Origin of the sequence: Pseudoclavibacter sp. JAI123 (genome assembly GCF_013409665.1) — a bacterium.
GTDB lineage: Bacteria > Actinomycetota > Actinomycetes > Actinomycetales > Microbacteriaceae > Pseudoclavibacter.
In genome coordinates this window covers 369,157-389,182 of record NZ_JACCCM010000002.1, presented here as the reverse complement: position 1 = coordinate 389,182, position 20,026 = coordinate 369,157, and the positions used below count along the sequence as shown (strand labels likewise).

Here is a 20,026-nt window from a genome sequence, read left to right as displayed (position 1 = left end):
ATATGCATGAGTGCAAACTTTCACAAGTGCAAGAATCCTGGGGAGCTCCTGAGTACAGTTGCACCTCGTGTCATCTCTCCCCTCCCGGAACCCTTCGGAAAGCGCCCGGTCACCGTGGTTCTGGACCGCCATCGCCGTCCTCGCACTCGTGCTGCTCGCTCTGAACCTGCGAACCGCCGTCACCAATGCGTCGTCGATCTTCGACCTCATCTCGGTGGACCTCCCACTCGAGGGGGCGACCACCGGCGTGCTGACGATGCTGCCCCCGGTCGCCTTCGCGATCGCGGGCCTCATCACTCCGTGGCTCCTGCGACGGGTCCGCCTCGAGCTGCTCATCGTCATCGCGCTCGCCGCGATCATCGCCGGGCACCTCCTCCGCGGAGCCGCTCCGAACCTGCCGACGCTGCTCGGCGGCAGCGGCATCGCCCTGCTCGGCATGGGAATCGGCAACATCCTCCTGCCACCGGTGGTCGTCACCTACTTCCGGTCCCGCATCCCAGTCATGACCTCGACCTACGCGATCGTCGTGGCGCTCGGCACGATGCTGCCGCCCCTCGTCGCGGCCCCCGTCGCCCTGGCCAGCGGATGGCGGACCTCGCTGTCCATGTGGGCCATCGTCGCGGCTTCCGCCGCCGTGCCGTGGGTCGTGCTCCTCGTGCGCGCACAGGTTCGCGCGGCCCGCGGCCACGTCGCCCCGACGACCGGGGCCGTGACGCTGCCCGACGGCACGCGCGCCAAGCCCGCCAGGTCCATCTGGCGCTCGAAGCGAGCCTGGGCGCTCGCGACGACCTTCGCCATCTCATCGATGAACGCCTACTGCTGCTTCGGGTGGCTGCCCACGATCCTGCAGGAGCGGGCAGGCGCCGACACTGTCGCGGCGGCCGGCTACCTCTCGCTGTTCGCCGCCATGGGCATCCCGCTCTCCCTCGCCACACCGCTCGTCATCAAGCACCTCGGGACGACGTGGCCGCTCATCACCGCGGCTGCCGGCTTCGCGTTCGGCTACTCCGGCCTCATCTTCGCCCCGACCGCGGCCCCCGTCCTCTGGGTCGTGCTCATCGGGTTCGGGCAGCTCATCTTCCCGATCTGCCTCACGCTCATCGGCCTCCGTGCGGCTGGCCAACGGGGCTCGGCGATCCTCAGCGGGTTCGTCCAGCTCGTCGGGTACGCCCTCGCGGCGCTCGCCCCGCTCACGGTCGGAGTACTCGCGACGGCAACCGGCAACTGGTCGATCTCGCTGGGGCTCCTGGCCGTGCTCACGCTCGGCGTCATCCCGCTCGCCCCGGCGCTCGCCGGCACATGGAAGATCGAGGACGAGATCCAGCTGGCTCGCTAGACGAGCGCCGCCGCGTCAGCGCGACTCAGATCTCGAGCTCAGGCTGGACATCGGTTCGCTGTTCCTCGTGGAGCGCCGCGTAGAGGCCTCCCCTCGCCATGAGCTCGGCGTGGTTCCCGCGCTCGACGATGCGGCCTTCGTCGATGACGCAGATGAGGTCGGCGTCCTTGACCGTCGAGAGGCGGTGCGCGATGGCCAGGACCGTGCGGCCCCGTGAGGCCTCGTCCAGGGCACGCTGCACGAACCGCTCAGACCGTGTGTCGAGCGCGCTCGTCGCCTCGTCGAGGACCAGCACCGCAGGGTCCTTGAGCAGGACCCTGGCGATGGCCACGCGCTGCTTCTCACCACCGGAGAGTCGGTAGCCTCGCTCCCCCACGAGGGTCTCGTAGCCGTCGGGGAACTTCGAGATCGTCTCGTGGATGTTGGCCTGCCTGCAGGCTTCCTCGATCTCGGCCTGGGTGGCGTCCGGCTTCGCGAAGCGCAGGTTCTCGGCGATGGATGCGTGGAACAGGTAGCTCTCCTGGCTCACGATGCCCGTGTTCGCGATGAGCGCGTCGTGGTCGAGGTCGCGCACGTCGGTGCCCGCGAAGCGCACGGCGCCGGACGCGACCTCGTAGAGCCGGGGCACGAGGTAGCCGATGGTCGTCTTCCCTGCGCCGCTCGGCCCGACGAACGCGACGAACTCCCCCTGGCGAACCGTGAAGGACACGTCGTCGAGCGTAGGGGCCGAGTCGACCTCCGCGTCCGGGTACCGGAACGAGACGTGCTCGAACTCGACCTCGCCGAGCTTCGACTCGTCGAGCGCGACGGGCGACGGCGACGGCGTGATGGCAGGCCTCATGTCGAGATACTCGAAGATGCGCGCGAACAGGGCCTTCGACGTCTGCACCTCGAGGCCGATGCGCATGAGCCCGATGAGCGGCATCGTGAGCCTGGTCTGCACCGTCGTGAACGCCACGATCGCGCCCGCCGTGAGATCGACGCCGCCGGTGATGAGATACGCGCCGACGATGTAGACAGCCGCGGGCACGAGGGAGAACACGATGGACACGAAGGCGAAGAACGTCTGCCCGCTCATCGTCTGCTTCACCTGAAGCCCGATCTGCCGGACGTTCTCCGCGCGGTACCGCTGTCCTTCCGCCTCCTCGCGTCCGAACGACTTCGCGAGCAGGATGCCGGAGACGCTCAGCGATTCCTGCGTGATCGCGGTCATCTCGGAGAGGGACTCCTGCGTCTTCGTCGCGATGCGGGCGCGCACCTGGCCGACCCTTCGCTGCGCCCAGACGAGGGCTGGCATGAGGACGAACGCGATGATGGTCAGCTGCCAGGAGAGCAGCGCCATGGCGACGACCGCCGCGAGGACGGTCACGACGTTGCCGACGACACTCGTGATCATCGACTGCAGCGTCGACGCCACTCCGCCGACGTCGTTCTGGAGGCGGGACTGGATGACCCCGGTCTTCGTGCGCGTGAAGAACGCGAGCTCCATGCGCTGCAGGTGATCGAAGAGGCGCACTCGCAGGTCGCCCATGACGGAGTTGCCGACACTGGCGGTGAAGTAGGTCTGCACGACCCCGAGCGCACTCGAGGCGACCCAGAGCACCGCCATGAGACCGACGATCTTCCACAGCTCGCCGATGTTCGGCCCGGTGCCGCCCGGCGGGAAGAGGCCGACGTCGAACGCCTGCTCGGTCAGCAGCGGGGGCAGCACCGAGATAGCCGCGGTGATGAGCACCAGCACGAGCGCGATCGCGATCTTCCCTCGGTAGGGCGCGAACAGGCGAAGCACGCGCTGCCAGAGGTCGTCGATCTGCGGGGCCTGCTCGTTCGCGGCACGGATCACGGACTCGTCCCGAACACGGCCCCCGGCGGGCGGTCCGCCTCCTGCACCTCGCATCGTCATGGCGTCAGCGTAGGCGCATCCGCCGACGCTTCGACACGTGTCGGGGCGGATGCGCTGCAGGCGCACGCCGCGCCAGGACGCTACACGGTCCGGTCGGAGAACCCAGCCGTGCGCGCCTGCTCCACGATCCTCGGGAGGACGTCGAGGAGCGAGGCGATGTCATCGTCGCCGGTCGACGCGCCCAGGGTGAAGCGCAGTGCGCTCAGCGCCGTTCGCTCGTCCAGACCCATGCCGAGCAGGACATGGGATGGCTCGGCGATGCCCGCCTGGCAGGCAGAGCCGGTGGAGACGGAGAACCCGGCCATGTCGAGGAGGAAGAGGAGGGAGTCACCCTGGCAGCCGTCGAACGTGACGTGCACGTTGCCAGGCACCCGTGCCCGCACCTCGTCGCCCGCGTCGTGGAGCACGCCGTCGAGCGGGGCGCCGCGCAGCTCGGCTCCTGGGATCCTCGCGAGGCCGTCCGCCAGTCGGCGCGCGAGGGCGTCCAGGCGGGCGCCCTCCGTGTCCATTCGCGACATCGCCGCATCCGTCGCAGCTGCGAACGCGAGCGCGGCTGGCACGTCCTGGGTGCCAGAGCGCACGCCCCGCTGCTGCCCGCCCCCGTGGATGAGCGCCTCGACGGTGTGGGCGCGCGCGAGCGCGAGCGCGCCCATGGCCACCGGCCCGCCGATCTTGTGCGCCGAGACGCTGAGCGCGGCGACGTCGAGATCCCGCAGCGAGACCGGGATGTGCCCGAAGGCGGCGACGGCGTCGACGTGCACTGGGATCCCGTGCTCGGCCGCCAGCGCGGCGAGCGAGCGGACCGGCTGCACGGAGCCGACCTCGTTGTTTGCGAGGATGACCGTGATGAGCGCCACCTCGTTCGCGTGCTCCCGCATCCGCTGCTCGGCGACCTCGAGGTCGACGACGCCGGCCTCGTCGACCGGCAGCCAGTCGACGACGGCCCCCTCATGGGCGGCAAGCCATTCGACGGCGTCGACGGTCGCGTGGTGCTCGCCTCGAGGTGCCAGGACTCGGACACGAGCCGCGTCCTGCTGCCGCCTCGCCCAGTACAGGCCCTTGACGCCGAGGTTGATGGCCTCGGTGCCACCAGACGTCAGGACCACCTCGATCGGGTCGGCTCCGAGCGCCGCGGCAACGCGCTCCCGCGCCCCTTCGAGCAGCCGCTTGGCGGCCTGCCCGTGGCCATGAATCGACGACGGATTCCCCGTCAGGTCCAAGCCAGCAAGGAGCGCTTCCCGCGCCTCGCGCACCATCGGGGTCGTCGCGGCATGGTCGAGGTAAACGGCCATTACACTCCCCGCCCTGCCCTGGATACGGGCACTCTCGACATAGACTTGCGCGATCCGTGCGCACCAGAGCGCGCACGCACACGGTCCGTGCAGCCGCCATGCGGCGCCGACCATTCAATTCGAACAGTTTAGGCCTCATGCTCGACTCACAGACCCGCTCCGACCTCGGCGTCACCCACCATCAGGGGATCGCGCGCCTCCGCGTGTTCTCGGCGCACGCATCCGCGATGACCCTCTGCCTCATCGATGCCGACGGCACCGTCACACGAACCGTCGACATGGCCAGCATGCCGGGAGGCATCTGGCAGGCCGAGTGCGCCGAGCTCGTGAACGGCCAACGCTACGCGGTGCGCGCAGACGGGCCGACGACCGGCACCAGCGCCTTCGACAAGCACCGGCTGCTCGTCGAGCCGTACGCCAGGCAGGTCTCGAATGTCGGCACCGTCGCCGTGCCCATCTGGACGGCGCAGGTCGTCGAGTCGGAGCCGTTCGACTGGGGAACTGTGCGCGCGCCCCTGCTGCCGCTGCGCGACGTCGTCGTCTACGAGGCGCACGTCAAGGGGTTCACGCAGCTCGCCCCGCACATGCCGGAGCACCTCCGCGGCAGCTACGCTGGCCTCGCGCACGAGGACACGATCGCCTACCTGCAGTCCGTCGGCATCACGGCCGTCGAGCTGCTGCCCGTCCACGCGTTCGCCTCCGAGTCGTTCCTGCGACGCCAGGGGATGGCGAACTACTGGGGCTACAACACGCTCGGCTTCTTCGCCCCGCACGCCGACTACGCCTCCCCAGGCGCCCGCGCCGCCGGCCCGCACGCCATCGCCCGCGAGTTCAAGGGCATGGTCAAGCACTTGCACGCCGCCGGCATCGAGGTCTACCTCGACGTCGTCTACAACCACACTTCCGAAGGCGGCCGCGGCGACGAGACGTCCATGTTCCGGGGCCTCGACAACGCCACCTACTACCGCCACGACATGCACGGCAACCCCGTCGACCAGACCGGATGCGGCAACTCCCTCGACACGTCCGAGGCCATCGTGCGCGAGCTCATCATCGACTCGCTCCGCTACTGGGTCGAGGAGTTCCGCATCGACGGCTTCCGCTTCGACCTCGCGGCGACGCTCGGACGCAACGCGCACCACGCCTTCGAACGCCACCACCCGCTGCTCGAAGCCATCGTCAGCGACGAGCGCCTCTCGGACACCAAGCTCATCGCCGAGCCGTGGGACGTCGGCATGGGCGGCTGGCAGACGGGCAACTTCCCGGAGGACTGGTCGGAGTGGAACGACAGCTTCCGCGACCACGCCCGCTCATTCTGGGTGCGCGACATCGCCGAGGCGCGCAGCTCCGGCGTCCATCCCGAGGGTGCGGGCGCCTTCAGCACGTCGCTCGCCGGCTCGTCCAACATGTTCAGCGACGAGCGGGGGCCGCTGGCCTCGGTGAACTTCGTCACCGCGCACGACGGCTTCACCCTGCGTGATCTCGTCTCCTACAACGTCAAGCACAACCTGCAGAACGCGGAACTCGGTCGCGACGGCACCGGCGACAACCGCTCGTGGAACTTCGGAGTGGAGGGGCCGAGCGACAGCAGCAGCATCGAGACGCTGCGCCGCCGCTCGATGCGCAACCTCCTGAGCACGGTCCTCCTGAGCGCGGGTGTCCCCATGCTCACGGCCGGCGACGAGGTCGCGAGGTCGCAGAAGGGGAACAACAATCCCTACAACCAGGACTCGCCGCTCACCTGGTTCTCCTGGGACCTCAGCGAGATCCAGCTCGCTCAGCTCGCGCACACGAGACGACTCATCGAGCTGCGGGGGAAGCACCAGGTGCTGCGCCCGAGCAGCTTCAACCACGGGCACGCGCTGAGCGAGCACGGGACGAGGCGACGGTGGTTCGACGCGCTCGGCAACCCTATGGGCGACGGCTCCTGGCAGGGGCCCGGCGGCCGCACCCTGCAGGTGCTGCTCGACGCCTACATCCCCGAGGCAGACGCCGACTTCACGGGTGACGCGGTGCTCGTCGACGGCGAGCGGATGCTCGTCGACCGGCTTCTTTTCGTCATCCACGGCAGCGAGGACGACGCGGCGCTGCGGGCACCCGCCGTCGACCAGGTCACGGGCTACCGTCTGCTCTGGGATTCGACGCACGAGCACCCAGATGAGGCGCTCAGCTCGAGCCGCGTGCTCGTACCTGGACAGCTCACCGGCCTCGCGGGGCCCTCGGTGCAGGTGTACGCGGTGGATGTGGAGCACGCGCACCACCACATCTGATCGGACACCGTGCGGGACGTCGTTCACATTCCGTGACACGCGGACAGCCCCGTTGAGGGTGGGTGTTGGTAGCGTTCGGTTGTGGCAACGACACCAGCGTCAGAAGACCAGATTCCACCGAGCCGCCCGCGTCGGGCGACCGCCAAGCGAGTGAGCGCCTCGCCGAAGGCAGCTCCGGCTCCAGAGGCGACACCGGCGACGAGCGAGTCAGCCCCGGCGACCAGCCAGCCAGCGCCGGTCGTGCAGGCTCCAGCCAAGGTGACGCGCGCGCGCAAGCCGAAGGCGTCGGCGGCGAAGCCCGCGGCCGCAGCCGCCGTCGCGACGGCGCTCCCGTCGACGGGCGACCAGTTCCCCGGCTCCGGGTACGTGCCGGCGATCGGGCGCATCCCGATCCTCGACCTGCAGCCGCAGCTCGTCGACAACCTCTTCCCCACGAAGGGATACGTCGGGGACGTCGTCCCGTTCTCCTGCGTCTCCTTCCGCGAGGGGCACGACATCATCGGCGTCGAGCTCGTGCTGACCGCACCTGGCGCACAGCCGGAGCGCATCCGCATGCAGCCTGGCCCGAAGGGCACCGACTCCTGGCTTGCCGAGGCCCAGGTCACGGTGGCGGGCACCCACGAGTGGTGGATAGAGGCCTGGAACGACGACTTCGCGACCTGGCAGCACAACGCGGAGATCAAGATCCCAGCCGGCATCGACGTCGATGTGATGCTCGAGCTCGGTGCGCAGGTCGTCGACCGCGCTGCCACCAACCCCGAGCTCACCAGCCATCAGAGCGCCGTGCTGCGGGATGCGGCGACCGCGTCGCGCTTCACGTCGCGTTCCGCGTCCTTCCGTCTCGCGTCCCTCCTCGCCGACGACGTGCTCGAGGTCATCGAGGCGCACCCCGTGCGCTCCCTCGTGACGAGCTCCGCCAAGCGCAGCATCCAGGTCGACCGCGCCCTCGCCGGGAACGCGGCCTGGTACGAGTTCTTCCCGCGCTCGGAAGGGGCGACGCAGGCGGCGGACGGCAGCTGGACCTCCGGCACCTTCCGAACCGCAGCCGAGCGGGTCCCCGCAGTCGCGGCCATGAACTTCGATGTGCTCTACGTGCCCCCGATCCACCCGATCGGCCGCACCAATCGCAAGGGCCCCAACAACTCGCTCACGACAGAACCCGGCGACCCCGGCTCGCCGTGGGCCATCGGTGCTGCAGAGGGCGGGCACCGCGACATCCACCCCGACCTCGGCACGGTCGAGGACTTCCGCTACTTCGTCAGCGAGATCGAGAAGAACGGCATGGAGCTCGCCCTCGACCTCGCGCTGCAGGCCACGCCTGACCACCCCTGGGTCGCCGAGCACCCGGACTGGTTCACGCAGCTGCCGGACGGCAGCATCGCCTACGCAGAGAACCCACCCAAGAAGTACCAGGACATCTACCCGATCAACTTCGACGGAGACCGCAACGGACTCTACGCCGAGGTCCTCGAGACGGTCGAGTACTGGATCGAGCTCGGGGTCAAGATCTTCCGCGTCGACAACCCGCACACGAAGCCGCTGCAGTTCTGGGAGTGGCTCATCCACGAGGTGAACGCCAAGCACCCGGAGGTCATCTTCCTGGCCGAGGCATTCACCCGCCCCGCCATCATGCACGCGCTCGCGAAGGCCGGATTCCAGCAGTCGTACACCTACTTCACCTGGCGCAACACGAAGCAGGAGCTCGAGGAGTACCTCACCGAGGTCTCGAAGGAGTCGAGCGACTTCCTTCGCCCGAACTTCTTCGTCAACACTCCGGACATCCTCACCGAGTACCTGCAGCAGGGTGGGCGGAACGCAGCCAAGATCCGCGCCATCGTCGCCGCCACCTCCTCGCCGCTGTGGGGCGTCTACGCCGGGTTCGAGCTCGCCGAGAACGTGGCACGTCCGGGCTCGGAAGAGAACATCGACAACGAGAAGTACGAGTACAAGCAGCGCGACTGGGCCGCCCAGGAGGCGAGCGGCTACTCGCTCGCCCCGCTCCTGACGAAGCTCAACGAGCTGCGGCGCGCCAACCCGGCACTGCAGCAGCTGCGAAACTTCGAAGTGCAGTTCAGCGACAACGAGAACGTGCTCGTCTTCTCCAAGCACCTGCCGGCCGAGTACTCCCCAGACGGCGTCTCCAACACGGTCATCGTCGCGGTTAACCTCAATCACTCCGGCATCGAGGAGGCGACGGTCTACATCGACCAGACCAAGTTCGGCTTCGCCGCCGACACGGAATTCGGCGTGGAAGACCTCCTCAGCGGGCACGAGTGGATCTGGGGCGGCGCGAACTACGTGCGCCTCGACCCCTCCACCCTCCCCGCGCACATCCTGCGCGTCAGGCACTCGGCACTCTGACCCGTCGTTCGGCCGCGCCGCGAGGCGCGGCCGAACGATCTCGAGAACGGAAACACCATGACCGACGAACTCCAGCCAGCGGCCCCAGTGACGACCAGCATTCCCGATGGTGAGCTGCGCGCAGTCGCCGACGGCACGCACTCGGGACCGCACGCGATCCTCGGGCAGCATCTGCAGGGAGACGGGCGCACGGTCATCCGCGCGCGACGCCCCCTCGCCGAGCGTGTGACAGCGATCCTCACCTCGAGCGGCGAACGGGTCGAGCTGCACCACCTCGCCCACGGCATCTGGCAGGGCGCACACGAGCACGGCCTCGACGACTATCAGCTCGAGACGGTCTACACGGACGGCGTCCCCCACACGGTCGACGACCCGTACCGGTTCCTCCCCGTCGTCGGTGAGGTCGACCAGTTCCTCTTCGGCGAGGGCCGCCACGAGCGGCTCTGGCACGTGTTCGGTGCCCACCACCGCGAGCACTGGGGCACCCACGCACCGGTGTCTGGCACCTCGTTCGTCGTGTGGGCACCGCACGCCCAGGCAGTCCGGGTCATCGGCTCCTTCAACGGCTGGGACGGCCGAGCGCACGCGATGCGACGCCTCGATGCCCTCGGCATCTGGGAGCTCTTCGTGCCGGGCGTCTCGCCGCACGAGACCTACAAGTTCCAGATCCGCACCGCGTCAGGCGAATGGGTGGAGAAAGCAGACCCGCTCGCGCTGCACGCCGAGCAGCCACCGCAGACCGCATCCGTCATCGCGACCCCCAGCACGTACGAGTGGGGCGACGACGACTGGATGAGAGCGCGGGCGCAGAAGGACCCGCACACGGGTCCCATGACCACGTATGAGCTCCACGCGATGTCCTGGCGGCCGGGCCTCGGGTACCGGGAGCTCGCCGACCAGCTCGTCGAGTACCTCGATGGCCTCGAGTTCACGCACGTCGAGTTCATGCCGCTCGCCGAGCACCCCTTCGGCGGCTCGTGGGGCTACCAGGTCACCGGCTACTACGCGCCCACGTCGCGCCTCGGCTCGCCAGACGACCTGCGGTACCTCATCGACCGGCTGCACCAGGCCGGCTACGGCGTCATCATGGACTGGGTGCCCGGGCACTTCCCCAAGGACAGCTTCGGCCTCGCGGAGTTCGACGGGCAGGCGCTCTACGAGCACGCCGACCCGCGCCTGGGCGAGCAGCTGGACTGGGGCACCAAGGTGTTCAACTTCGGCGACTCCCAGGTGCGCAACTTCCTCGTCGCCAACGCGCTCTACTGGCTCGAGGAGTTCCACATCGACGGTCTCCGGGTCGACGCCGTGGCCTCGATCCTGTACCTCGACTACTCGCGCGAGGAGTGGGTGCCGAACATCCACGGCGGACGCGAGAACCTCGAGGCCATCGCCTTCCTCCAGGAGGTCAACGCCACCGCCTACAAGCTGTACCCGGGCATCGCGATGATCGCGGAGGAGTCGACGAGCTGGGCCGGGGTGACCAAGCCGACCGAGTGGGGCGGCCTGGGCTTCGGGCTCAAGTGGAACATGGGCTGGATGAACGACAGCCTCCGCTACGTGGAGCGCGACCCGATCTACCGCTCGCACCATCAGGGCGACCTGACCTTCTCGTTCGTGTACGCCTGGAGCGAGCGGTTCCTGCTCCCCATCAGCCACGACGAGGTCGTCCACGGCAAGGGCTCCCTGTACTCCAAGATGCCGGGTGACGAATGGCAGAAGCTCGCGGGCACGCGGCTCTTCCTCGCCTACCAGTGGGGACATCCGGGCAAGCAGCTCCTCTTCATGGGCCAGGAGTTCGCTCAGCAGACGGAGTGGAGCGAGTCCCGCGGCCTCGACTGGTGGCAGCTCGACAACCCGGGCCACGCAGGCGTGCAGCGGCTCGTGGGCGACCTCAACCGGCTCGCGAAGAACGAAGGCGCGCTGTGGCAGCGCGACGACGACCCTTCCGGGATGGTGTGGTTGAGCGGTGACGACGCGGCCAACAGCGTGCTCGCATTCGCTCGGCGTGGCCACGATGGCACCCCCGACGTCGCGATGGTCTTCAACTTCTCCAACCAGGTCATCAGCGGCTACCGTCTCGGCCTGCCACACGCCGGCCGCTGGTCCGAGGTGCTCAACACCGACGCCGAGACCTACGCGGGATCGGGTGCAGGCAACTACGGCTCTGTCACGACCGAGGAGACCCCGTCGCACGGGTTCGCGCAGTCGGCGGCCGTCACCGTGCCGCCGCTCGCCGCGGTCTGGTTCAAGTACGAGGGCTGATCGGCCCGCACGCAGCAACGACGAGGCCCGGATGCGATCTGATCGCATCCGGGCCTCGTCGTCGTCGCACCGCGACGTCAGAACAGCAGGTTCGTGAGCCTTGCACGTGCCGCGCCGACGCGCGGGTCGGCGACACCGACGACCAGGAACAGGTCGAGGAGGCGCTCGCGAACGGCCGTCTTGCCCTCGGCGTCGAGCTTCGGGAACAGCGTGAGGAGGCGATCGAACGCGTCGTCGATGTGGCCACCGGACAGGTCGAGGTCGGCGACGTCCAGCTGCGCGTCGAGCTCGTCCGGCGCGGCTGCCGCGCGCTGCCGGATCTCCTCGAGGGTCTTGCCCTGGAGGCGCACGAGGAGCTGGACCTGCGCGAGACCCGCTCGAGCCTCGTCGTCGGCGGGGCGCTCAGCGAGTGCGCGCTCGTAGGCGTCAACCGCGGCCGCGTAGTCTCCGCGCTCGAGCGCTTCGAAGGCCTCCGCGTGCAGCGGCGGCAGCGGCGGGGCGGCAGGCTCCTGCGCCTCCGCGTCGTCCTGGGGCGTCCCATCCACGGCGACATGGCCGGTCAGGCCCTGCTGGGCTGCGACCTGCAGGATCTCGCCGACTATCTGGGTGATCTGCTCCTCAGGCGGGTTGCCGGAGAACAGCTGCAGCGGGCGACCGCCGATGATGGCGATGACCTGCGGCTGCTGACCGAGCTGCGGGTGAGCATCCAGGTCGACGCGCACGAGCACGACCCGACCTTCTGCCCCGCGGACGATGTTGGCGAGCACCGGCGAGAGCGCCTGCGCATCGCTGGACCAGGCCGCGTGCATCTCGACGATGACGGGCAGGAACTGCGAGAGCTGCATGAACTGCTCGAGCGTCTGCTCGTCGGCGTCGACCACGACATCCGGCAGGGTCGCAACGGGCTCTCCGGCGGCGGGTGCGGCGGCCTGGCCTGGTGCCCCGCCTGCCGGGGTTTGCGGGGCCTGGCCGGCCGGGGTGCTCGCGCGCTGCACGAGCGAGGAGAGATCGACTGCTCCGTAGAGACTTGCTGGGTTGAGCGGTGGGGTTTCAGCCATAGGTAACCTCGTTCGCGTTGAGCTGGCGTGCGCCGGTCATGGTGTTGGCGAAGCCGAGCAATTGGATTGCGCCGCCTGTCGCTTCAGACGGCACGTAGAACATGAGCTGGTTCGTGTAGAGGGTCTCGAATCCCAGCGACGACGAGCTGGCGCCTGCGAGGGCCGCGGTGCGCCCCTGCACGCTGAGGGTCGCGAGCTGGGTACGCGCGCTCAGCTTCTCGACCTCCTCGATCGAGACGGCGACGATCGCTCCGCCGTCGAGCGTCTGCACGCCGAAGGGCGGGTCGTCGGTCTGCCGCGTCTGGAACTCGATGCGTGCGGCGTTCGCGTCGATCTCGCCGGAGACCGCCGCCCGAGCCTCGGAGATCTGCGTGCGCAGCGAGTCGCCGTCGGGAGAGAACAACGCGGCGAACTGCGAGCCGTCGCCGTTGCTGATGACGTCCGCGTAGGCACCGGCGAGCTCTTCCGGTGCGATGACGAGCGGCTGCTCGAGTCCGTCGATGCCTGGGGCGCCGATCTCGGCCGGAGCGGCTTCCGGGAGCGTGACATCGGGGGTGAGCTGCACGATGGAGGCGACCTTGTAGGTGTCGCGGGCGCTCGACTGCGTCAGCATGATCCCGAACGGTGCCGTCGGGGTCTCTCCCCCGGCTTCGCGAACCACGAAGATCGACTTCGGCCACGAGTCTGACGCCTGCGGGACGGCGTAGACGACCTCGCCCGTGGGGAACGCGACGGGCCCCGGGAGGGCGTTGTCGGCCGCCTTCGCCTGGTACTCGGCTGCTCGCTCCTGGTAGGCGGCCTGCGTGAAGCGCGGCTTCAGCCCGTCCGGGTTGTTCGCAGCGTCCCCCTCCTGGGCGAGGCGCGCAGCATCGTCGAGAATCTCGGCGAGCTGCTGCGAGTTGACGGCCGGGAGAGCTTCGCCCTCGGTGAGCAGCGCCTGGTCGATGGATGAGGTCGGGGTCGGAGTCGTCGGTGCGCTCGTGGATCCACCGAACTGCTCCGGCCAGAAGTCGGCCGAGCATCCGGTGAGTGCGATCGACCCGACGAGCAGCACCGGTATGAGCCTAAAGAGGCGCTTCGGGGCCTGGCTGCGGTCCCGCCCGCGGGGCCGGCGCCACTGCTGGGGCTCTGCGGCCGGCGTGCCAGCTGCAGGGGTCTCAGGGCTCGGCCCGGACGCGTCACCCGATGGCGGCTCTCCGGCATCCGAGGAGTTGTCGTCGCGCTTGTCCCCGTCATCCTTCGTGGAGGGCTCGGGTCGGTCCTCGTCCGTCGGCGCAGCCGCGGGTGCCGGTTCGGCGTGGGCGTCGGGCTGGGCGAGCGGAGCTGCCTCGACAGTTTCAGGTTCAGGTTCGGAGGACGTGGATGGGGCGCTCCAGCTGAACGGGTCGTCGACGGCCGCTGGCGTTCCCTCGGCCGCGGGTGCGGAGGCAGGAACGGGCGCTTCTGCGCTCGGAGCCCGGAACGAGGGGAAGGCCGGTGCGTCGGTCTGCCGCGAGTGCTCATCCGCAGCCGCGGGAGGGGCCCATGCGTGGACAGGCTGCTCGTCTGGTGCGCCTGCGCGGGAGTTCACGTCTGCGGGCTCCGGCTGGGTGCCCTCGGAGAGCCTGACCGAGGCCGCGACCACGCCCTGCGATTGCTCGACCGGGTCCACATCCGTGGCATCGAGTCCGTCGTCGGCGCTGGGCACCGAACGCCCGAACGCGAATGCCGGTGTCGTGGCGGCCTCGCCGACCGCGGGAGCATCCGTCGAGGCCTCCGGTTCGAGCACGTCGTGAGTCTGGCGCTGGGGCTTGGAGCGGCGGCGCATGCTCAACAACGCCCAGAGCAGGAGACCGAGGGAGATCAGCAGGAGCACTCCACCGCCGAGCAGGAGCGGACCGGCCATAGGCGCGCGGCCGTCGAGCGGCCAGGAGATGGACACCTGGCTCGGCGCGGGCGACTCGCCGTCGGACTGGACGAGGAGCGCGAAGCCGACCGGCAGGGTCTGCTCCAGCTTGAGTTCACCGTCACCCTCGTACTCCTGGAACCACAGGTCATTGCCGAGGATGTTCGGTGCCGTCGTCTCGTCAGCCGATGCCTCGCCCGGGGTGAAGACCAGCGCGCCGCTCGTGTCGTCGAGCGTGACGATCTCGTGCTGGGTCGTGCCGACCCAGCCAGCGATGTCAGCCTGACGACCGATCGCGACGCGGATGGGTCCGTCTCCGCTGATCGTGATGGACTGCGTCCCGGCGTGCTCGATGAGCGTGTCGCTCGGGATGACGAGCAACGGCGACTCCTGGGACACCGTTCCGGTCGCCACGACCGAGTCGGCAGCCCTCGCTTCCGTGACCTGCAGCCAGCCGACGACGAGCAGCGCCGCACTTCCGAGGAATGCGATCGCGGCTAGGATGAATCTCACTGAGTGACTCCTTCTCGAGTGATTGCGCCGTGCATCGTTTGTGCGCTCGACGTGCTCCTCTCGCGAGGGTGCCGTCGTCGTCCATGAGGTTCATGGCGACTCTCGACCCCTCAATCTAACGCACCATGCCCGCGCTTCCCCTGGAATACGCCGGTGTCGGCCGGGAAAAGGGCCAAAGTCGGGTCTCGCGGAGAGCGAACCCCGAACTTTTCATGCAGGTTCCCACCGCCATTCTGTGCCTCATCAGGCTGCGTCTCCCACCCGCCGTCTAGACTTCACGATGTGCGCACGCGGTGGTCGCGCACTCGCAACCTGACTCACGCGGAGGCGTTCTTGGCATTCGACGACATCAACTTCAATACAGCGATGCGCGGTTACAACCGCGAAGAGGTCGACGAGGTCATCAGGTCGCTGCGCACCCAGCTCGCCCAGGCCGGGAACCAGGATTCCGGCGCGAGCCGCGAGATCGCGGCCATGCGCACCCGGATCAAGCAGCTCGAGACGGAGCTCAACGAGGTCGGCAACCCCACCTACTCCGGGCTCGGCACGAAGCTCGCCGGCACGCTCGCGACGGCCGAGCAGCAGGCCCAGAAGCTCACCGCCGAAGCCCAGCGCGAAGCGGACAAGATCCTGAGCGAGGCCCACCGAAACGCTGCGCGCATCCACCAGGAGGCGAACGACTACGCAGAGCGCGTCACGCGGGAGGCCGATGTGCGGGCGTCTCGCGTCTTGAGCGACTCTCGCTCGGAAGCCGACAGCCTTCTCGAGAACGCCAAGCAGGAGGCCGACCTCACCCGCACCAACCAGGAGCGTGAGATCGAGACCGTCAAGGACCAGGTCACGACCGAGCTCCGTGAGCTGCGGCACTCCACCGACCTCGAGATCAGCGCGCTGCGCGCGTCCGTCGAGGAGGAGCTCGCGACCAAGCGCCAGGCTGTCGAGAACGAGATCGCCGAGTCCGCGGCTCGACTCTCCGAGCGCCAGCGCGAGATGGACAAGGTGCGAGCCGACTTCGAGCGCGAGGCCGCCGCTCGGCGCACCCAGATGGAGCACGAGCAGGAAGCCGCGCGGCAACTCGCGAAGGGTGAGATCGATGCACTCCGCGAGGGTTCGGTGCGGGAGCTCAACGCGAAGCGCACGGAGCTCGATGTCGAGCTCTCCAAGCGCCGCAACGCGTTCGAGCAGCAGCTCGTCGCAGCTGGCCGGAAGGCGGAGGCGGCCGCGAAGAAGCTCATCGACGATGCCACCGAGCAGCTGGCCGATCTGAACCAGCGCAGCGAGCAGGTCCGACGCGAGGCGGGCAAGATCATGGCCGATGCACGCCGCCGAGCGCAGGAGACGCAGGACCAGGCAGAACGCAAGGCAGCCGATCTCCTCGAGACCAGCAACAAGCAGGCTCGCGAGCGCAACACCGAGGTGGAGCAGCACACGAAGAGCCTGCTCGACAATGCCGAGCAGCGCCTCTCCGAGCTCCGCGAGGAGCGCGACCAGGTGCAGAGCTACCTGGATCAGCTCAAGCGGGCGTTCTCTCGCACCGATTTCAGCCTGCCGGAGGCGGACGAGCAGATCACGAAGCGCCCGTCAGAGTCGGCGGATGAAGCCCCGGCCTCGAGTGAAGACGCAGCCGGTGCGCAGGCTCACGCGTTCGCCCTGTCCAGCGGCGGAGCGCAGTCGGAGTCGGAGCCGAACGAAGCCGATGCGTCGACGGACGACCCCACCAAGCAAGAGGCCCCGGTTGCCGCCCAGTCCGGCGGCCAGAACCGTGGACAGAACGCCGGCCAGAAGCGTGGCGCACCCCGCCAGCGCTGACCCGCGCGGCGCGAACTGAGGCGGCACCGCGCGTCTAGAATCGGATCCCGGTCTCAGGCCGGGATCCGATCAGGGGGAACACCGCATGCGCATCGAGAATCCGTTCAGGCTCGGCTTCATCGCCACGATCGGCGTCCTCGTAGCGCTGGTACTCGGCGGGATGATCGCCTCACTGAGCACGATCCTCACGTACATCGGTGCCGCGCTGTTCCTCGCGCTCGGCTTCGAGCCGATCATCGCCTTCCTCGAGCGCCACCGGTGGCCGAGATGGGCCGCGATCATCTCATCCCTCGGCGGCGCCGCGATCGCACTGGGGCTGGTCGTCTGGGCACTCATACCGAGCATCTCGACGCAGGTCGAGCAGCTCTCGGTCCGCTACTCGTCCATCGTGAACGACCTCGCCGGCTCCAACGTCATCGAGTGGGTCGACGAGCGCTTCCCTGACCTGCAGGCGCAGGAGTTCGTCACCGACGCGCTCGAATGGCTGCGCAACAACCTCGCCACCATCGGCGGCGGCGTGCTCGAGGTCGGCTTCGGGATCGTGAACGCCTTCTTCGGCGTGCTCATCGTCTTCATCCTCATGCTCTACTTCGTCTCGAGCATGAACAGCATCAAGCGCGGCTTCTACCAGCTGCTTCCCGCCTCCCGCCGAGCACGCACGGCCGAGCTGACCGAGCAGATCACCGCGTCCGTCGGAAAGTTCGTGCTCGGTCAGCTGGCGCTGGGCCTCGCGAACGGCATCCTCTCCTTCACGTTCCTGTCGATCATCGGCGCTTCGATGCCCGCCGTGTTCGCGGTCATCGCGTTCCTCGGCTCCCTCATCCCGCTCGTCGGCACGCTCTCGGCGTCGATCATCATCGTGCTGCTCCAGTTGGCGCTCCTGCCGGTCGACAGCAGCGTCTGGTGGATGGCGGCCATCTACTACGTCGTCTACATGCAGGTCGAGGCCTACCTCATCAGCCCGCGCATCATGAGCTCAGCCGTGCAGGTCCCCGGCGCGATCGTGGTCATCGCCGCGCTCACGGGCGGCACACTCCTCGGCCTCCTCGGCGCCCTCGTGGCCATCCCCATCGCCGCCGCGATCCTCCTCATCGTCAAACAGGTCTGGATCCCCGCGCAGAACGAGCGATAGCTCCGTCGGCGAGTTCGAGAGCTCGGCGCGGCAACGGCTCCTCGTGGCCCTATGATTCGAGGCGTGCTGAGCATCAAGTGCCCCCGTTGCGCGTCGCTCGTGATGCTCGAGTCGCTCTCGTGCGCCGCCTGCGCGACGCCGCTCGCGTTCCACGACGAGACCCAGGCCTTCGTCGACGTGAGTGGCGGTGCCGTGCTCGTCGACGGCAGGCTCTGGCGGTCCTGCGGCAACCGGGACTGGAAGTGCAACTGGCTCGTGGAAGACGGCATCGCCACGTCGTCGTGCCTGTCGTGCCGCCTCGTGCGCAAGCGCCCCGCATTCGACGACACGCTTGCGCTCGAGAAGCTTGCCGAAGCGGATGCGGACCGGCGGCGACTGCTCGCGCAGTGCCTGCACCTCCGGCTGCCCATCGAGAGCTACGCGGACCACGACGGCGGCCTCGGGTTCGACCTGCTCTCGAGCCGGAGCTCAGGTCAGCGCGTCACGATCGGGCACGCGAACGGCATCATCACGATCGACCTGGCCGAGACGCTGGATGCGCACCGTGAGGCACTCCGCGTGCGTCTCGGTGAGCCCTACCGGACGTTGCTGGGCCACTTCCGGCACGAGATCGGGCACTACTACCAGTCGATCCTGCTCGACGACGAGGTGCTGCTGTCCGAGTGCCGCGAGCTGTTCGGCGACGAGCGAGCGAGCTACCGTGAGGCGCTCGACCGCCACTACCGGCTGGGAGCCCCAGAGGGCTGGTCGGCCTCGTACATCTCCGAGTACGCGACGATGCACCCCTGGGAGGACTTCGCGGAGACCTTCGCGCACTACCTGCACATCCTCGGCTCGCTGTGGACGGCGGCCGCGTCGAACGTGCACCTGCAGCCGTCGACGACGCCCCTCATCGACTACACGGAAGAGCCCATCGAGCGGGTGCTCGCCGACTGGCACGAGGTGTCGCTCCTACTCAACCGCTTCAGCCGGGCAATGGGTCAGAACGACCTGTACCCGTTTGTGCTGAACGCTCCAACCGAGGTCAAGCTCGGCTTCATGCACCGCATTGTGACGCGCATCACTCGCCGGGCGTCCACGACGAGCTGAGCGGAAGGGCAGCAGGGTTCGTGCGCCGCACGATCTCCGTCAGCACGCGCTTCGTCTGCTTCTCCCCCACCCAGAGGTGCCGACCCTCGTCGACGGGCACCAGCTCCAAGTTGGGAAGGTGCGCAATGCGCTCTGCCGCCTCATCTGGTTTGAGGAAGTCGTCATGTTCTGGGACGACGAGCACGACTGGAATGGTCGCATCCGCCCAGCGGTCCAGCTCGTCCTGGCTCGTGCGGCGCAGGGGCGGGGAGAGCAGGATGAGCCCTTGGACATCGGGGTGCTCGTGCCCGTGCTTGAGCGCCAGCTCGGTGCCGAAGGACCAGCCGACGAGCCACGGGTTCGGCAGCCCACGCTCGCGGACGAACGCCATCGCCGCCTCCACGTCAGCACGCTCCATCTCGCCATCGCCGAACTCCCCGTCGCTCGTGCCGCGAGGCGACGTGGTGCCGCGCGTGTTGAAGCGGAGCACGGCGAGGTCGGCCTGGGCGGGGAGTCGAAGGGACGCCTTGCGGAGCACGTGCGAGTCCATGAACCCGCCGGCGGTGGGCAGCGGATGCAGGGTGACCAGCGTGGCGACGGGCTCCCGGTCGAGCGGCAGTGCCAGCTCGCCGACCAGCGTGAGGCCGTCGCTCGTGCGCAGCTCGATCTCCTCGCGGCGTGCGGGAAGCTCCGTGCCGCTCTTGATCTCGACCGTCGTGGCTTCCATAGGGGTCTTCGGTGCTTCAGTCACGCCATCCTCCAACAGTGGTTGTGCCAGTGACGCCGGGCCGCCAGCGCATGCTCGTCGCCCAGGATGCCCTCGGCGCGCCAGACGACGACGTGCGCGACGCCGGCCTCGACAGGATTCGGGCATCCGGGGCAGACGTAGTCCTTGACGGCTCGCACCGCGGAGATCGGCTGCACGGTGTACGGGACACCCCGACGCACCTCGGTTCGCCGCCATCCGTCGCGCAGGTGCTCGAGCTCGTCGGCTGCTCCTGTGGCGCGATCCGCGGCAGCCTGCTGGCGCTTCGCCGCCCGGCCGCCCCTCGCTCGAGACGAGGATTCCCCGCCTTGGCGGCGGGAGCGGTTCGAGCGGGGCATGCCGACCATTCTAGGAAGTCCGCCCGCACCGGA

The 20,026-nt window shown here is 68.7% G+C and carries 13 protein-coding genes; 7 read left to right on the top strand and 6 right to left on the bottom strand.

What is annotated here, in order from left to right:
• Positions 1-67 precede the first annotated feature (67 nt).
• Complete coding sequence (locus HDC34_RS13965) at positions 68-1,336, top strand: CynX/NimT family MFS transporter (protein ID WP_179557439.1); 1,269 nt, start codon at positions 68-70, stop codon at positions 1,334-1,336.
• A gap of 25 nt (positions 1,337-1,361) precedes the next feature.
• Here HDC34_RS13965 and HDC34_RS13960 read toward each other — a convergent pair whose 3' ends face one another.
• On the bottom strand, positions 1,362-3,233 hold the full coding sequence (locus tag HDC34_RS13960; RefSeq protein ID WP_218855289.1) for an ABC transporter ATP-binding protein: 1,872 nt from the start codon (positions 3,231-3,233) through the stop codon (positions 1,362-1,364).
• A gap of 86 nt (positions 3,234-3,319) precedes the next feature.
• Entirely contained in the window at positions 3,320-4,531 is a 1,212-nt protein-coding gene (locus HDC34_RS13955; RefSeq protein WP_104311357.1) for a cysteine desulfurase family protein, read from the bottom strand.
• 137 nt (positions 4,532-4,668) lie between these two features.
• Between HDC34_RS13955 and HDC34_RS13950 the strand changes: the two genes are divergently transcribed.
• From HDC34_RS13950 to glgB, 3 genes are all read left to right on the top strand, one after another.
• The gene (locus tag HDC34_RS13950; protein ID WP_257023295.1) at positions 4,669-6,801 is read left to right on the top strand and encodes a glycogen-debranching protein; all 2,133 of its coding nucleotides are present in this window, start codon (positions 4,669-4,671) and stop codon (positions 6,799-6,801) included.
• A 366-nt stretch (positions 6,802-7,167) separates the two neighbouring features.
• Complete coding sequence (locus tag HDC34_RS13945; RefSeq protein WP_179557603.1) at positions 7,168-9,162, top strand: alpha-1,4-glucan--maltose-1-phosphate maltosyltransferase; 1,995 nt, start codon at positions 7,168-7,170, stop codon at positions 9,160-9,162.
• A gap of 57 nt (positions 9,163-9,219) precedes the next feature.
• Entirely contained in the window at positions 9,220-11,424 is a 2,205-nt protein-coding gene (gene glgB / locus HDC34_RS13940) for a 1,4-alpha-glucan branching protein GlgB (protein ID WP_179557437.1), read from the top strand.
• A gap of 77 nt (positions 11,425-11,501) precedes the next feature.
• Here the strand turns inward: glgB and HDC34_RS13935 are convergent, their stop codons facing one another.
• Both HDC34_RS13935 and HDC34_RS13930 read right to left on the bottom strand, forming a co-directional pair.
• Complete coding sequence (locus HDC34_RS13935; RefSeq protein WP_179557436.1) at positions 11,502-12,482, bottom strand: tetratricopeptide repeat protein; 981 nt, start codon at positions 12,480-12,482, stop codon at positions 11,502-11,504.
• The gene (locus HDC34_RS13930) at positions 12,475-14,880 is read right to left on the bottom strand and encodes a hypothetical protein (RefSeq protein WP_179557435.1); all 2,406 of its coding nucleotides are present in this window, start codon (positions 14,878-14,880) and stop codon (positions 12,475-12,477) included. The genes HDC34_RS13935 and HDC34_RS13930 overlap by 8 nt, the downstream gene beginning before the upstream one ends.
• Before the next feature lie 333 nt (positions 14,881-15,213).
• Here HDC34_RS13930 and HDC34_RS13925 point away from each other — a divergent pair, with 333 nt between their 5' ends.
• The 3 genes from HDC34_RS13925 (at position 15,214) to HDC34_RS13915 (ending at position 18,910) form a co-directional block, all read left to right on the top strand.
• A complete protein-coding gene (locus tag HDC34_RS13925) occupies positions 15,214-16,689 on the top strand; it encodes a DivIVA domain-containing protein (RefSeq protein ID WP_179557434.1) in 1,476 nt (491 codons plus the stop codon).
• Positions 16,690-16,774: 85 nt separating this feature from the next.
• Entirely contained in the window at positions 16,775-17,821 is a 1,047-nt protein-coding gene (locus tag HDC34_RS13920; protein WP_104311352.1) for an AI-2E family transporter, read from the top strand.
• A 63-nt stretch (positions 17,822-17,884) separates the two neighbouring features.
• Positions 17,885-18,910 (top strand): putative zinc-binding metallopeptidase, encoded by a 1,026-nt coding sequence (locus HDC34_RS13915; protein WP_308807351.1) that lies wholly within the window; start codon positions 17,885-17,887, stop codon positions 18,908-18,910.
• Here HDC34_RS13915 and HDC34_RS13910 read toward each other — a convergent pair.
• Together HDC34_RS13910 and HDC34_RS17910 are read right to left on the bottom strand one after the other, a co-directional pair.
• Entirely contained in the window at positions 18,882-19,616 is a 735-nt protein-coding gene (locus HDC34_RS13910) for an alpha/beta hydrolase (RefSeq protein WP_179557602.1), read from the bottom strand. The genes HDC34_RS13915 and HDC34_RS13910 overlap by 29 nt on opposite strands.
• 20 nt (positions 19,617-19,636) lie before the next feature.
• Positions 19,637-19,993, bottom strand: coding sequence for a hypothetical protein (locus HDC34_RS17910; protein ID WP_249312497.1), 357 nt, complete (start codon positions 19,991-19,993; stop codon positions 19,637-19,639).
• Positions 19,994-20,026: the final 33 nt, after the last annotated feature.